Source organism: Acinetobacter sp. 231_lipA, from assembly GCF_058243005.1.
The window spans coordinates 1556235-1575054 of record NZ_JBZAYU010000001.1 but is presented as its reverse complement, the minus strand read 5'-3'; the positions used below and the strand labels follow the sequence as shown (position 1 = coordinate 1575054).

Here is an 18820-nt window from a genome sequence, read left to right as displayed (position 1 = left end):
TTCATTATTCCCAAACTCAGAGTTATATCATTGAGTTAATAGAATAATTGTAAATTTACCTTACCCAAAAGAGTTGGAACATCTATAAAAACAGGGTGCAACAGCACCCTATTTTATTTTAACTGATTAACACATTATTCAACTTGTGCATTTGCCGCTGTACATACATTTGCAGCATTAATTTCACGCTGACTCACTTCTGATACAGCAGGTAAATTATCACGTTTAATACCGAGCGCAGGCAATAATTGACCCATGCTATACAGTGTTTGGAATTGTGCAACTTTCAAATCATATTGCGTAGTTACATAAGCACGATTGGCTTGGAATGCTTCATTTTCCGAGTCTAAAACATCAAGTAATGTACGACGACCAATATCAAACTGATCGTTATATGCTTTTACAACTGAAGCAGATTCATCACGATGACGTTGTAACCATTCTAACTGGCTGCTGTAGTTATTCACATTGTTATAAGCCACCGTTGATGTTTGGCGAATATCGACACATGCTTTGTTTTTCAAATCATTAGATAATGAAACACGTGCATTAGCAGCATTCATGGCTGCTCTGTCTGCAAAACCATTAAATAGATTGTAGTTGAGTCTTAATTCAACTGCGCTATCTTGCCCGTATTTATCGTTATCGGGATTGCTACGCTCATCAAAACTATTACGGTTTTGATATAAACCTGTACGCGCCACAAACGAAAGTTTCGGGTACATATTGGCTTTAAATTCTTGAGCACTCGCACGCGCATATTGCATTTCACTTAACGCAGCTTTTAAGCTGTTGTTATTGTTATACGCAGAGGTAATCAATTCTTGTGTGTTGTTTGGCAGTGCCACATTCACACTTACTGGCGCAAGATTACTACTTGGCTCCACCCCAACAATTCGTGCAAAACGTGCAGATACATCATTTAAGTTGGCCTGTTCAGTCATCAAGTTGGTTTGAGCAAGTGATAAACGACCTGTGATTTGTGACAAATCTGCTCTATTACCTACACCCTGATTGGTACGTTGTAATACTTGATTATAAACACGTTGATGATTGGCAAAATTTCCTTCTGCCAAACCAACCAGTTCGCGATAACGCTGTACATCTAAATATGCTTGAGTTGCTTCAAGTGCTTTTTGTTCAATACCTGCATTCAAATCGTAATAACGTTTTAGCGCAGCATAATCGCCTTGTTCAACTTTGCTTTTAATACGAAAACCATCGAACAACACTTGCGTTAATGCAATTTCTGCCTGACCTTGATTGAACCAACCACGATCACCATCGAATTCACGGTTACCTTTGCCGTACGCTGCATTCAAATCTAACGACGGTAAATAGCCAGCACGTGCTTGTTTTTGATTTGCTGTTGCTTCAAGGAAGCTAAACCATTGTGTTTGCACTTCTGGATTATTCTCGATCGCAGTTTTAGTCACAGATGTTAAGTCTGCTGCTGATGTACTCAATGCTACACTTGCTACCGCTACCATGCTTGCAATTTTTGTTAATGCTAATACTTTCACAGGTTTCCCCTTGTTTTAAGGTTTCTTAAATGTTTAACGATGTTGCCATCATATTAATAAATAAATTTGGGATAGAGGGCGAAGTGACTACGCCCTCTACGCTAGGTTTAAGTCTGGAAGTTGGTTTTGCTGATCATGTCTTCAAAGTCGGCAAAGCTCTGACCTGTGACCACAATATTGACACTCTTCGTATTCGCTGTATCGTGAATATTGATGGTTGTACCGCTTGCACTCACGAACTGGCTCAAGGTTGCATCATTGCCATTCCAGCCTAGAGCGGTAAGCAATGCTGTCGCATCAATCTTGTCACCCAGCAGATTAAAGTCGGTGATGGTATCGGTATCTGGTGTAGCAAACAAACCAATATCGTTTGCACCCCAGACAAAGGTATCTGAGCCAGTTCCACCCGTGAGGCTATCACTGCCTGTACCACCTTGCAGAATGTCATTGTCGGCACCGCCATTTAAGGTGTCATTACCTGCACCACCCATGAGCATGTCATTGCCGGCATCACCGTTTAAAATATCATTGTCAATACCACCAATCAGATAGTCATTGCCTGCACCACCATTCAAGGTGTCATCGCCATCACCACCATTCAAGACATCATTGCCATTATTACCATTTAAGATGTCATTGCCTGCAAGTCCATTTAAGATGTCGTTGCCTGCTGTACCATTCATCGTATCATTGCCTGATGTACCATTCACTGGTGCTGTACCTGTCACTTGCAAGTCAAACGCTGATGCAGCAGGTGTCCATGCTGCAGAGGTATGAACTTCCACACCTAACGCATTGACTTCATAGGTTTGTGCAGTCGCAGTAATCGAGATTTTGCCAGCCGTTGGTGAATGTAGAATCTGCAAGTTGTCCAGCTCGGCTTGGGTCAGACCGACAATGGTCAAGGTTGCTCCACTCAAGCTAATACGACTTGGGTCAATCATTGCACCATTGGCAAGGAATACCGTATTCAGACCATTTGGAATACCAGTCAGTTGCAAACGGGTTAATTCAGCATTTTCATCATAGGCCGCGTTATTGACACGTTCCGAATCCCACATACCAATGTTCAGGTTGAGCGTAGTCAGAGGATTCCCTGTCTGATTGAAACTGTATGTCGGTTTAAAGTCTGCGATACCATCCGCTACTGGTGTCACCACGAGGTCAAAATTGACTTCTGTTGCAGTCGCAGGACTGACTTCACCACTCATCAATACCAGTTTTAGATCCTCTAATGTACCACTCCAGTATGCAGGCGGTTTAATCGAAATATACGTTGGCAATACGCCCCCTGGGGTTGGAATCGACCAAATCCCCTCACCTGCGTTATTGGCAAGCACTGCTGTTCCTTCACTTGCACCGACATATACGGTAAAGCCACTTGGCAAGTCTTTGATAAAGGCAGAATAGATCTGCTCGTGTGGATCAACAGCATGCGGATCCAAGTCCAGGGTAATGTTGAGTTGTACACTACCTACTGCATTTGCACCTGTACCGTCATGTTCAGGTTTAGTGGCAACAATAGTAACCTCAGGCGGTGTATTGACCTGATTAATCACGATATTATCTGAACCATTAGAAACTAGCGGTGTACTGCCATTTTCCTGATTAATCACCCAGCCATTAAGCTGGAAGCTGCCATGTTGATACTCTGCTGTACCATTTTGGTCAATCGCATATTGCAGATTAAACGGTGTATTCGGTGCTACGCCTGTTACCACATAGTACGTTCCTGGTGGTAAGCCCGCAGGATCGATGACTTGGGCTAATGGATTACCTAAGCTATCTTGTAACTGACCATCAATCACTGTACCTGCAAGTTGTAGATACAAATTGCCGCCTATAATCGTCCAGTCACCATTTTCATCCGCACCACCTGTACTGGTGACATTAATGCTAATCGGTACAATAGCGCCCTCATCAGTTGCCGTTGCATCAATGTTAAGCGTTGCAGGGTCAGTCACTGGTGCAAGATCTACATTTGAAGTGACACGGTCTTCACTGGTTGCACCACCGCTATAGAACGCCACGGTAATATCCAGTGGGTACATGTGCTGACCACCCTGATTATTGGTATTGCTATTGGCATGGTTATCCGGATCGGTCATAATATTTGCCAATTCTGCATTTAATACAGATTGTGCTGTGGCATTGGTGACTTGAACCGTTTTCGTCCACAGTTTAACTGGTACACCACCTTCCGTAACGATAATGTAGTTCATACCACTAAATACCGTCGTATCGTCGGCAGGCATCCGCACAGTAATGGTCATATCGTAAGGCGCAGAACCATTATTCACACCGGTGAAGTCGATTACAGCACTAACCGCATCAGACAATGGGAAGTTGGTATCTTCGACTTCGTCTGGATGAAGCGGTGTTAATGTGATCGTCGGTAGAATAGTCGCCGGACCGCCCGGACCAAAGTCTGTGGTCAATCGCCATATTTCGCTATCTTCTTTAATCCCTGCTGTGCCATCTTGCGTAATTGCAGTAATGGTAATCGGATGGTTGGTCAAGCTATCGGCATAATGACTGACAGAGAACTGGATACTATCGGACAATGCACCGTTAAATGCGCTTGAGTTGGGGTAAATCCACTGACCATCACCTGTAAGCACACCACCGACCACAGCCACGCCGTCTGGAACATTGGTAATCAACAGATAATTCATATGTTCGCTGCTGTCATGGTCGATTGCATTACCTGCATTGGCATCAGGAAGTTTGGTCATACCCAAATTCACTGTGACACTGCCCGAAGTGGTCAAAGTCGCATGATTACCTGCCACTGTACCTGTTGATGTGATACTTGGAATGGTTAAATCCACATCATCGGTGACAGGACGGAAGTTCAGGGTATGGTTAATGGTTTGATGACCTGTTGGCGATACCCAATCCGCAGATGTTCCACCGCCTGTGTAGATGGTTTGGTTCACACCCAGCGTACCATCATTGGTTGAATCGGCAACGATATAATCAACGCTAATCGGGATATTACCGCTAAAGTTGGCAGGCCCACGTACATAGATACTTTGTACGTTGGTTACGCCTGTCACCGTATAGTAGCCACCAACTTCAACCAATGGGGTTGTACCTGCGGCATCGCTATACAGTGTCACACCTTTAGCATCCAAATCCGCTTTACTAAAGCGTACAGCGTAAATGGTTTCATTAATGGTATCGCCATTAACCGTAGTATTGGCAATCAAATCAATTCGACCCAACTCTCCATTGTGACCATACGTACCGTTATCGACATCTTCCCACACATCAGATGTCAGATGTAAGGTTGCTTCCGGTGATGGTGTAACGTAGAACTCGATATTTTGTTTGGCAAAAATGGTTGCCCGACCGTCGTTTTCTGTGACCACGGGTGCAACATCGAACTTCACTGTACCACTGTAATTGACAGGTAATTTGATTTTTGCCGTCGCAAGGTCAGCTGTGGTCAGTACCCATACTCGACTTGCACCATTACCGCCACCGAGAGTGATAATTGGTCCACCTGCGGCATCAACGAGGTCAAAATCGGCTGGCATATTCGTAATACGCAGGGTAATGGTTTCTGAGCTATCGGTTGGATACGTCGATTCACCATGCACAATACCTGTCACCGGGTTGATAAAGTTACTTAAATCAACTAGATTCGCACCGCCAGCAGATGCGGTGTTCACACCACCATCATGCTCATCAAGATTGTTTTCAATCCATCTCTGCTTATCGGTAATATTCAATATTGGTGCATCAGGTACACCAATGACTGAAATTTTGATGGTTTGGTTAGACGATATAGGAAGTGGTGCAGTATCAATCGGTGGCTGTCCATTGATATAGAGATGATCCACCGATTCCGCATACACGGTAAATGTTGTATCCACACCATTGGTATTGCTATACAACGGTGGCGTATAGATTGGCTCAATCACCCCTTGTGACAAGTTATTCAAACGCAAGGTAAATGTACCATCGCCATTATTAGTCAATGTATGACCACCGGATGCCCATGATCCAGCGTCTGCGGTGTCATAGACATGACCATTAAATTCCAGCTTACCTCCTGTTGGAATACCTCTGATTTCAACATTAAAGGTTTCACTACCATCCTGATCCGAAGTCTGGGTTCTGATATACAGTTTTTGTGAGGTAACTTCATCCATCACAATACGCTGCTTGACCTGCAAAGTCACAGCATCTGGCAGTGGTTCAACAATGACGTTTTTCAACCATGCCACACCAGAGTCTACAGGAGCGGTTGTACCACCGTTTGCATCAGTATCTATGGTGCGTGCCTGTACTTTAATCCACACTTCACCCGAGAAGCCATTGGGTGACTGGAACTCAACTTTATCCAAATTGGCAACTGGTACAGCAATACCATTCGTACCACTCGCTACGACCGTACCGCCTGCATTTTTGTACTGGAAGCTGGCGTTAGTGAGCGGCGTTAAGCCCGTAATCACACCGCCTGCATCACGAACAACAACGTATGCGTTCAAGATAGCAAAGGTTTGTTCTGCATTGCCATTTCCTGCACCCGAGCCTGTACCATCTTCGTTGAACCACGGTGTTTTAAAGTCAAAGCCATTGGTTGCCAAATCAAACCATGTATCCTCAACGGCATGGGTTGTATAGTGGAAATTGCCATTCATCTGTAAGTCGGCAGTACCTGCATAGCTGTCACCATTGGTATTGATCGCAGCAGCATCAGTATTCATGGCTGTCCAGTTGGCAGGGTTATCTGCGGCAGTCGCATAATAATCCGTAGTCGAGACTGTCACGGTGACATTGCCTGTCAATTGCAGTTGCTCTGGTGTTGCAGTCACATTAATTTGCTGTTGCAAGATTCTGGTGGCTGTATCCGAACCTGTTACGTTGGTATCGGTCGTTTGGACTGTCAATTCAATACGATTGCCACCTGTCAAATCCTGACTGCTATGGGCAGGCGGTTGCAGTTGGAACAAATCCAGCACTTCTTCACGCTGTGCTTCGGTAAGCACCGTACCCGCTCCATTATTGAAGTGAATGGTAAATACACCTGTACCTGTTACGACATCCCCAGTCATCCACCAGCCTGTACCTGTATTGCTGGTTTGATAACCACCATGAGGTGTATAGCCCGTTGGGTCAAGCAGTTTCCAGCCTGCCTGTGAAGCACCAATAGTAAAGCCGACCGAGTTAATGACTTCACCATTGCCAAAGGTACTGGTTACCAAGTTTGGTGATGTATCGCTAACGGTGACTTTCGCAAGGAACGCCACAGGTGTATCTTCTGCTGTCGTTGTAGCTGTTAATGCTGCCAAGTCACCCGCACCTGGCCTGATGTTTAGATTCAGTATCACGGTGTTGTTATTGATGGTATCTGCTGGAGTAGGTCTATCCGCTTCTACGATACCGTTTGCACCCACATTCGCCCCAGCCCAACCATCACTATCGACATCCTGTGCATTGATGGTAATGCTAATACCATGCACCGCACCACTGAAATTATTTGGTGTATAGATGCTGAATTTTTCAAAACTATCTGCATCTTGCGGATTGGCAATTGTGAAAATTCTGCTTGCACCGCCTGCAATCGTAACTGCCGTAGCACCATTATAGCTGATATAAATAGTTGCGTTGCCTGCTGGATTGCTAATCGTAATCGAACGCACTTCCGAACCATCCACATCGGCAAAGCCTGCTTGCAGAATATCCGCCAAGTTCAGGATACGATCTTCAAACATGGTCACGGTTGCCGTTGGGTTAAGAACTGCATCAGGGTCATGTGTTGGGTCTAAATTCGCATAGACAACTTGATAGTTTGCTTTGTTTGCATCACCACTATTCTCAATATTGCCTGTTCTTTGCGTAGTTGTACCACTAGTCACGCTACCATCAAAGTTAAGATGCGCATCATCAGTGTCTGCCTGTACATTTACCTGTATCGTTTCGATACGGGTTGCACCTTGACCCAGTACATCATCGCTATTGCTTGGCGAGTTGGTTGTACCAGAACCCCAAACATCAGTACGGATTTGTCCTGCCTGTGCATGACCTGCTGGATAGACCTCATAGCTGGTGTTCTGGATGGCAACAGCAAAGTTTTCATGACGGTGTGCGCCTGGAACAGCGAGAATCGCCTCATACTCTGCTACGGTTACATAGTTGATATTTGCATCGCCTGTGACAATACCTGCATGATGGTAGTTGTAATCGACATTACCCATGCCATCTACAATCACAAAGCTGTACGTCGAACCTACTTTCACCAAGGCACCACCATTACCTTTGGTCAGTACCGCACCAGTGTTGGTATTGGCGAGATTCGCTGCTGCACCTGCACCTGACAGGGTCAGGGTAATTGCCCCTAGACGTTCAGGATTGTCCACATTGGTCACAATACCTGTGATACCTGTAACATCATGGTCAGTATTGTCCTTGATGGTCGGTGCAGTCAGACCCAATGCAATAGTATGATCTTCTACAACTTCGACCGTACCACCAGCAAATACTGGTTTGTCATTGGATACAGGCAAGACATTGACGTTCACATGATAAGTCTTTGGTGTACCGTCATCGGTCGTTGTGGTATAGGTAAAGCTATCCGTACCACTAAAGTCCTCTTTTGGATAGTAAGTAATCGTACCGTTGGCATTGACTTTGGCATAACCATATTCGGTTTCGTAGGCTTTCACCCCAGCCAGAGCCTCTGCTGCACTGACGATGTCAAATGCTGCACCACCGTTTACGCTCACCTGTGTATTATTTGCGACGAGCGGACCATTGATCGCAGTATTGGCAGCCGTTGCATCGGCATTGGTATTAAAGGTATTGCTATATACCGTACCTGATGGCGGAATATACAAGTCTTCATACACAATGACATTGACAGGGATCGATGTGTCTGGTGCGTCGTCAATCACTGTCACCACAATGTTACCCACAGTGGTATCACCATCACCGTCTATAATACTTAAACTGTTAAATGGAATATTAATAGATGACAGACTGTTGTGTTCCAGTGCTTTGCTTAGGGTAAAGGTGTAACCTGCGGTATAGGCCCATGGATTGATGTTGTCCAATACAATGGTAAATACAGTTGCACCACCTGCACCATCGGTTGCGGTAATGGTATGACCATCGACTGAAAGTACAAATACCAGATTTTCATTGTTGGCTGGACCTGTACCGCCATTTGCAACAATGTTGTCCCAGTTGTTTTCCAGATTATCAATGGTTGCTTGGGTAAACTTGACATCGGCAACACTACCTGAATTTTTATCTGCACCAAAGTTCAGGTTTAATGTACCTGTTTTGGTGAGTTCTAATGGGTTCGGGTTACTACCTAGTGGTAAGTATCGCTCATCCAAAATCGCAGTAGTCGAACTGGTGAATGTTGGACCATCGTCCAAGAATTTGAAGCGATCGCCGATGTTGATACTATGCGTTGCTGTATCACCATCCTTATCGGCAATCACACCTTGAAGTCGGATTGCAGCATTCGCAATCGTTGCAGGTGTTGCCAACTCATCTGGATCGGCTGGGTTTGCATGACGAATTGAACGAGATTGCGTCAAGGTCACATCATCGCCACTTAAAGCGATACGGAATGCTTCCGCACCTGCTGAATTTGCACTACTCACATTACCAACACGACCAACCACATCATTAACCACTTTGTAGAGGTAAATAAGATTGCCTGTTTCGGTATCACGCAAACCACTTGAAACACCTGTTGTTGAAACTTGCAGTGTTTTAACAATACTACCTGCACCATCTGCACCATAATTCGTGGTAAACGCATTGGTTGCAAAACCTTGAAGCTTATTGGTTGCTGCGGCATTGAATGGTCCCATTCCATCTGGGTCAGTTGCTGGTAATGCACCTGTGGCTAGGGCTGATTCATCAACAGCAATAATACCTAATGTAGAACCTGCGGTAATGGTTGGCGCATCATCACGGAAGCCAACTTTGTCGCCTAGGTTGATGAACGCACTATGCACGTCACCATCTTTATCCGTCGCTGTTGCTGTCAAGGTCACGGTGTCTGTGGTCAGCGTGATCAGCTCATTCGGTGATGTTGCACCACCTGTTGGGTGAACCAGAGAACGAATCTGATCCAGACCCACTTCTGCGGTTGCACTATCTACACGGATTTCAAACGCTTTCAAACCTGTTGAACTTGCAGATCCGCCTACACCTACACGACCTACAACGATGCCGCCCTCAAGGTATAAATAAACACGCTGACCTGTGGCTGTATCCACTACACCACTGTCTACTCCTGTGGCTTTAACCCCCAGGCTGTACGCTGTGCTACCTGCACCATCTGCACCGTAGTTCACACTAAACGCACTGGCAAAGTTTTCGCTATCATCTGTGGTCAGGAACGTTTCATCTACTTCTAACGCTGTACCTACCGTATTGGTGGTTACCACTGGCGCATCATCACGGAAGCCAACTTTGTCGCCCAGGTTGATGAACGCACTATGCACGTCACCATCTTTATCCGTCGCTGTTGCTGTCAGGGTCACGGTGTCTGTGGTCAGCGTGATCAGCTCATTCGGTGAGGCTGTACCACCTGTTGGGTGAACCAGAGAACGAATCTGATCCAGCGTCACTTCTGCGGTCGCACTATCTACACGGATTTCAAACGCTTTCAAACCTGTTGAACTTGCAGATCCGCCTACACCTACACGACCTACAACGATGCCGCCCTCAAGGTATAAATAAACACGCTGACCTGTGGCTGTATCCACTACACCACTGTCTACTCCTGTGGCTTTAACCCCCAGGCTGTACGCTGTGCTACCTGCACCATCTGCACCGTAGTTCACACTAAACGCACTGGCAAAGTTTTCGCTATCATCTGTGGTCAGGAACGTTTCATCTACTTCTAACGCTGTACCTACCGTATTGGTGGTTACCACTGGCGCATCATCACGGAAGCCAACTTTGTCGCCCAGGTTGATGAACGCACTATGCACGTCACCATCTTTATCCGTCGCTGTTGCTGTCAGGGTCACGGTGTCTGTGGTCAGCGTGATCAGCTCATTCGGTGACGCTGTACCACCTGTTGGGTGAACCAGAGAACGAATCTGATCCAGACCCACTTCTGCGGTTGCACTATCTACACGGATTTCAAACGCTTTCAAACCTGTTGAACTTGCAGATCCGCCTACACCTACACGACCTACAACGATGCCGCCCTCAAGGTATAAATAAACACGCTGACCTGTGGCTGTATCCACTACACCACTGTCTACTCCTGTGGCTTTAACCCCCAGGCTGTACGCTGTGCTACCTGCACCATCTGCACCGTAGTTCACACTAAACGCACTGGCAAAGTTTTCGCTATCATCTGTGGTCAGGAACGTTTCATCTACTTCTAACGCTGTACCTACCGTATTGGTGGTTACCACTGGCGCATCATCACGGAAGCCAACTTTGTCGCCCAGGTTGATGAACGCACTATGCACGTCACCATCTTTATCCGTCGCTGTTGCTGTCAGGGTCACGGTGTCTGTGGTCAGCGTGATCAGCTCATTCGGTGAGGCTGTACCACCTGTTGGGTGAACCAGAGAACGAATCTGATCCAGACCCACTTCTGCGGTTGCACTATCTACACGGATTTCAAACGCTTTCGCACCTGATGCGTCCGCTGAACCTGCATTACCCACACGTCCAACCACTACACCACTTTCAAGATACAGATAGACTTTCTCGCCTGTGGCTGTATCAACTACACCACTGTCTACTCCTGTGGCTTTAACCCCCAGGCTGTACGCTGTGCTACCTGCACCATCTGCACCGTAGTTCACACTAAACGCACTGGCAAAGTTTTCGCTATCATCTGTGGTCAGGAACGTTTCATCTACTTCTAACGCTGTACCTACCGTATTGGTGGTTACCACTGGCGCATCATCACGGAAGCCAACTTTGTCGCCCAGGTTGATGAACGCACTATGCACGTCACCATCTTTATCCGTCGCTGTTGCTGTCAGGGTCACGGTGTCTGTGGTCAGCGTGATCAGCTCATTCGGTGATGTTGCACCACCTGTTGGGTGAACCAGAGAACGAATCTGATCCAGACCCACTTCTGCGGTTGCACTATCTACACGGATTTCAAACGCTTTCAAACCTGTTGAACTTGCAGATCCGCCTACACCTACACGACCTACAACGATGCCGCCCTCAAGGTATAAATAAACACGCTGACCTGTGGCTGTATCCACTACACCACTGTCTACTCCTGTGGCTTTAACCCCCAGGCTGTACGCTGTGCTACCTGCACCATCTGCACCGTAGTTCACACTAAACGCACTGGCAAAGTTTTCGCTATCATCTGTGGTCAGGAACGTTTCATCTACTTCTAACGCTGTACCTACCGTATTGGTGGTTACCACTGGCGCATCATCACGGAAGCCAACTTTGTCGCCCAGGTTGATGAACGCACTATGCACGTCACCATCTTTATCCGTCGCTGTTGCTGTCAGGGTCACGGTGTCTGTGGTCAGCGTGATCAGCTCATTCGGTGAGGCTGTACCACCTGTTGGGTGAACCAGAGAACGAATCTGATCCAGACCCACTTCTGCGGTTGCACTATCTACACGGATTTCAAACGCTTTCAAACCTGTTGAACTTGCAGATCCGCCTACACCTACACGACCTACAACGATGCCGCCCTCAAGGTATAAATAAACACGCTGACCTGTGGCTGTATCCACTACACCACTGTCTACTCCTGTGGCTTTAACCCCCAGGCTGTACGCTGTGCTACCTGCACCATCTGCACCGTAGTTCACACTAAACGCACTGGCAAAGTTTTCGCTATCATCTGTGGTCAGGAACGTTTCATCTACTTCTAACGCTGTACCTACCGTATTGGTGGTTACCACTGGCGCATCATCACGGAAGCCAACTTTGTCGCCCAGGTTGATGAACGCACTATGCACGTCACCATCTTTATCCGTCGCTGTTGCTGTCAGGGTCACGGTGTCTGTGGTCAGCGTGATCAGCTCATTCGGTGATGTTGCACCACCTGTTGGGTGAACCAGAGAACGAATCTGATCCAGACCCACTTCTGCGGTTGCACTATCTACACGGATTTCAAACGCTTTCAAACCTGTTGAACTTGCAGATCCGCCTACACCTACACGACCTACAACGATGCCGCCCTCAAGGTATAAATAAACACGCTGACCTGTGGCTGTATCCACTACACCACTGTCTACTCCTGTGGCTTTAACCCCCAGGCTGTACGCTGTGCTACCTGCACCATCTGCACCGTAGTTCACACTAAACGCACTGGCAAAGTTTTCGCTATCATCTGTGGTCAGGAACGTTTCATCTACTTCTAACGCTGTACCTACCGTATTGGTGGTTACCACTGGCGCATCATCACGGAAGCCAACTTTGTCGCCCAGGTTGATGAACGCACTATGCACGTCACCATCTTTATCCGTCGCTGTTGCTGTCAGGGTCACGGTGTCTGTGGTCAGCGTGATCAGCTCATTCGGTGAGGCTGTACCACCTGTTGGGTGAACCAGAGAACGAATCTGATCCAGACCCACTTCTGCGGTTGCACTATCTACACGGATTTCAAACGCTTTCAAACCTGTTGAACTTGCAGATCCGCCTACACCTACACGACCTACAACGATGCCGCCCTCAAGGTATAAATAAACACGCTGACCTGTGGCTGTATCCACTACACCACTGTCTACTCCTGTGGCTTTAACCCCCAGGCTGTACGCTGTGCTACCTGCACCATCTGCACCGTAGTTCACACTAAACGCACTGGCAAAGTTTTCGCTATCATCTGTGGTCAGGAACGTTTCATCTACTTCTAACGCTGTAATTACCGTATTGGTGGTTACCACTGGCGCATCATCACGGAAGCCAACTTTGTCGCCCAGGTTGATGAACGCACTATGCACGTCACCATCTTTATCCGTCGCTGTTGCTGTCAGGGTCACGGTGTCTGTGGTCAGCGTGATCAGCTCATTCGGTGACGCTGTACCACCTGTTGGGTGAACCAGAGAACGAATCTGATCCAGACCCACTTCTGCGGTCGCACTATCTACACGGATTTCAAACGCTTTCGCACCTGATGCGTCCGCTGAACCTGCATTACCCACACGTCCAACCACTACACCACTTTCAAGATACAGATAGACTTTCTCGCCTGTGGCTGTATCAACTACACCACTGTCTACTCCTGTGGCTTTAACCCCCAGGCTGTACGCTGTGCTACCTGCACCATCTGCACCGTAGTTCACACTAAACGCACTGGCAAAGTTTTCGCTATCATCTGTGGTCAGGAACGTTTCATCTACTTCTAACGCTGTACCTACCGTATTGGTGGTTACCACTGGCGCATCATCACGGAAGCCAACTTTGTCGCCCAGGTTGATGAACGCACTATGCACGTCACCATCTTTATCCGTCGCTGTTGCTGTCAGGGTCACGGTGTCTGTGGTCAGCGTGATCAGCTCATTCGGTGAGGCTGTACCACCTGTTGGGTGAACCAGAGAACGAATCTGATCCAGCGTCACTTCTGCGGTTGCACTATCTACACGGATTTCAAACGCTTTCAAACCTGTTGAACTTGCAGATCCGCCTACACCTACACGACCTACAACGATGCCGCCCTCAAGGTATAAATAAACACGCTGACCTGTGGCTGTATCCACTACACCACTGTCTACTCCTGTGGCTTTAACCCCCAGGCTGTACGCTGTGCTACCTGCACCATCTGCACCGTAGTTCACACTAAACGCACTGGCAAAGTTTTCGCTATCATCTGTGGTCAGGAACGTTTCATCTACTTCTAACGCTGTACCTACCGTATTGGTGGTTACCACTGGCGCATCATCACGGAAGCCAACTTTGTCGCCCAGGTTGATGAACGCACTATGCACGTCACCATCTTTATCCGTCGCTGTTGCTGTCAGGGTCACGGTGTCTGTGGTCAGCGTGATCAGCTCATTCGGTGAGGCTGTACCACCTGTTGGGTGAACCAGAGAACGAATCTGATCCAGCGTCACTTCTGCGGTTGCACTATCTACACGGATTTCAAACGCTTTCAAACCTGTTGAACTTGCAGATCCGCCTACACCTACACGACCTACAACGATGCCGCCCTCAAGGTATAAATAAACACGCTGACCTGTGGCTGTATCCACTACACCACTGTCTACTCCTGTGGCTTTAACCCCCAGGCTGTACGCTGTGCTACCTGCACCATCTGCACCGTAGTTCACACTAAACGCACTGGCAAAGTTTTCGCTATCATCTGTGGTCAGGAACGTTTCATCTACTTCTAACGCTGTACCTACCGTATTGGTGGTTACCACTGGCGCATCATCACGGAAGCCAACTTTGTCGCCCAGGTTGATGAACGCACTATGCACGTCACCATCTTTATCCGTCGCTGTTGCTGTCAGGGTCACGGTGTCTGTGGTCAGCGTGATCAGCTCATTCGGTGAGGCTGTACCACCTGTTGGGTGAACCAGAGAACGAATCTGATCCAGACCCACTTCTGCGGTTGCACTATCTACACGGATTTCAAACGCTTTCGCACCTGATGCGTCCGCTGAACCTGCATTACCCACACGTCCAACCACTACACCACTTTCAAGATACAGATAGACTTTCTCGCCTGTGGCTGTATCAACTACACCACTGTCTACTCCTGTGGCTTTAACCCCCAGGCTGTACACCAGGGCATTGGTTGTCGCTGCTCCATCTGCGCCATAATTAACCGTAAACGCACTGGCAAAGTTTGCGCTATCATCTGTGGTCAATACGGTTTCATCTACCTCTAACGCTGTACTTACCGTATTGGTGGTTACCACTGGCGCATCATCACGGAAGCCGACTTTGTCGCCCAGGTTGATGAACGCACTATGCACGTCACCATCTTTATCCGTCGCTGTTGCTGTCAGGGTCACGGTGTCTGTGGTCAGCGTGATCAGCTCATTCGGTGACGCTGTACCACCTGTTGGGTGAACCAAAGAACGAATCTGATCCAGACCCACTTCTGCGGTCGCACTATCTACACGGATTTCAAACGCTTTCGCACCTGATGCGTCCGCTGAACCTGCATTACCCACACGTCCAACCACTACACCACTTTCAAGATACAGATAGACTTTCTCGCCTGTGGCTGTATCAACTACACCACTGTCTACTCCTGTGGCTTTAACCCCCAGGCTGTACGCTGTGCTACCTGCACCATCTGCACCGTAGTTCACACTAAACGCACTGGCAAAGTTTTCGCTATCATCTGTGGTCAGGAACGTTTCATCTACTTCTAACGCTGTACCTACCGTATTGGTGGTTACCACTGGCGCATCATCACGGAAGCCAACTTTGTCGCCCAGGTTGATGAACGCACTATGCACGTCACCATCTTTATCCGTCGCTGTTGCTGTCAGGGTCACGGTGTCTGTGGTCAGCGTGATCAGCTCATTCGGTGAGGCTGTACCACCTGTTGGGTGAACCAGAGAACGAATCTGATCCAGACCCACTTCTGCGGTTGCACTATCTACACGGATTTCAAACGCTTTCGCACCTGATGCGTCCGCTGAACCTGCATTACCCACACGTCCAACCACTACACCACTTTCAAGATACAGATAGACTTTCTCGCCTGTGGCTGTATCAACTACACCACTGTCTACTCCTGTGGCTTTAACCCCCAGGCTGTACACCAGGGCATTGGTTGTCGCTGCTCCATCTGCGCCATAATTAACCGTAAACGCACTGGCAAAGTTTGCGCTATCATCTGTGGTCAATACGGTTTCATCTACCTCTAACGCTGTACTTACCGTATTGGTGGTTACCACTGGCGCATCATCACGGAAGCCGACTTTGTCGCCCAGGTTGATGAACCCACTATGCACGTCACCATCTTTATCCGTCGCTGTTGCTGTCAGGGTCACGGTGTCTGTGGTCAGCGTGATCAGCTCATTCGGTGACGCTGTACCACCTGTTGGGTGAACCAAAGAACGAATCTGATCCAGACCCACTTCTGCGGTCGCACTATCTACACGGATTTCAAACGCTTTCGCACCTGATGCGTCCGCTGAACCTGCATTACCCACACGTCCAACCACTACACCACTTTCAAGATACAGATAGACTTTCTCGCCTGTGGCTGTATCCACTACACCACTGTCTACTCCTGTGGCTTTAACCCCCAGGCTGTACGCTGTGCTACCTGCACCATCTGCACCGTAGTTCACACTAAACGCACTGGCAAAGTTTTCGCTATCATCTGTGGTCAGGAACGTTTCATCTACTTCTAACGCTGTAATTACCGTATTGGTGGTTACCACTGGCGCATCATCACGGAAGCCAACTTTGTCGCCCAGGTTGATGAACGCACTATGCACGTCACCATCTTTATCCGTCGCTGTTGCTGTCAGGGTCACGGTGTCTGTGGTCAGCGTGATCAGCTCATTCGGTGACGCTGTACCACCTGTTGGGTGAACCAGAGAACGAATCTGATCCAGACCCACTTCTGCGGTCGCACTATCTACACGGATTTCAAACGCTTTCGCACCTGATGCGTCCGCTGAACCTGCATTACCCACACGTCCAACCACTACACCACTTTCAAGATACAGATAGACTTTCTCGCCTGTGGCTGTATCAACTACACCACTGTCTACTCCTGTGGCTTTAACCCCCAGGCTGTACGCTGTGCTACCTGCACCATCTGCACCGTAGTTCACACTAAACGCACTGGCAAAGTTTTCGCTATCATCTGTGGTCAGGAACGTTTCATCTACTTCTAACGCTGTACCTACCGTATTGGTGGTTACCACTGGCGCATCATCACGGAAGCCAACTTTGTCGCCCAGGTTGATGAACGCACTATGCACGTCACCATCTTTATCCGTCGCTGTTGCTGTCAGGGTCACGGTGTCTGTGGTCAGCGTGATCAGCTCATTCGGTGACGCTGTACCACCTGTTGGGTGAACCAAAGAACGAATCTGATCCAGACCCACTTCTGCGGTCGCACTATCTACACGGATTTCAAACGCTTTCAAACCTGTTGAACTTGCAGATCCGCCTACACCTACACGACCTACAACGATGCCGCCCTCAAGGTATAAATAAACACGCTGACCTGTGGCTGTATCCACTACACCACTGTCTACTCCTGTGGCTTTAACCCCCAGGCTGTACGCTGTGCTACCTGCACCATCTGCACCGTAGTTCACACTAAACGCACTGGCAAAGTTTTCGCTATCATCTGTGGTCAGGAACGTTTCATCTACTTCTAACGCTGTACCTACCGTATTGGTGGTTACCACTGGCGCATCATCACGGAAGCCAACTTTGTCGCCCAGGTTGATGAACGCACTATGCACGTCACCATCTTTATCCGTCGCTGTTGCTGTCAGGGTCACGGTGTCTGTGGTCAGCGTGATCAGCTCATTCGGTGAGGCTGTACCACCTGTTGGGTGAACCAGAGAACGAATCTGATCCAGACCCACTTCTGCGGTTGCACTATCTACACGGATTTCAAACGCTTTCGCACCTGATGCGTCCGCTGAACCTGCATTACCCACACGTCCAACCACTACACCACTTTCAAGATACAGATAGACTTTCTCGCCTGTGGCTGTATCAACTACACCACTGTCTACTCCTGTGGCTTTAACCCCCAGGCTGTACGCTGTGCTACCTGCACCATCTGCACCGTAGTTCACACTAAACGCACTGGCAAAGTTTTCGCTATCATCTGTGGTCAGGAACGTTTCATCTACTTCTAACGCTGTACCTACCGTATTGGTGGTTACCACTGGCGCATCATCACGGAAGCCAACTTTGTCGCCCAGGTTGATGAACGCACTATGCACGTCACCATCTTTATCCGTCGCTGTTGCTGTCAGGGTCACGGTGTCTGTGGTCAGCGTGATCAGCTCATTCGGTGAGGCTGTACCACCTGTTGGGTGAACCAGAGAACGAATCTGATCCAGCGTCACTTCTGCGGTCGCACTATCTACACGGATTTCAAACGCTTTCGCACCTGATGCGTCCGCTGAACCTGCATTACCCACACGTCCAACCACTACACCACTTTCAAGATACAGATAGACTTTCTCGCCTGTGGCTGTATCCACTACACCACTGTCTACTCCTGTGGCTTCAACCCCCAGGCTGTACGCTGTGCTACCTGCACCATCTGCACCGTAGTTCACACTAAACGCACTGGCAAAGTTTTCGCTATCATCTGTGGTCAGGAACGTTTCATCTACTTCTAACGCTGTACCTACCGTATTGGTGGTTACCACTGG

General features: G+C 48.1%; 2 protein-coding genes (1 of these 2 running past the window's edge). Both read right to left on the bottom strand.

Annotated features, from left to right (window positions below; all coding sequences use genetic code 11):
- Positions 1 to 134: 134 nt before the first annotated feature.
- A complete protein-coding gene (locus AC4CUX_RS07735) occupies positions 135 to 1523 on the bottom strand; it encodes a TolC family outer membrane protein (protein WP_490792298.1) in 1389 nt (462 codons plus the stop codon).
- A gap of 107 nt (positions 1524 to 1630) precedes the next feature.
- Positions 1631 to 18820: the 3' portion of a DUF5801 repeats-in-toxin domain-containing protein gene (locus AC4CUX_RS07730; RefSeq protein ID WP_490792297.1), read on the bottom strand. The gene runs 12876 nt beyond the window's last position; the window shows 17190 of its 30066 coding nt (coding positions 12877-30066); its start codon lies beyond the right edge, outside the window — the gene reads right to left on this strand; its stop codon occupies positions 1631 to 1633.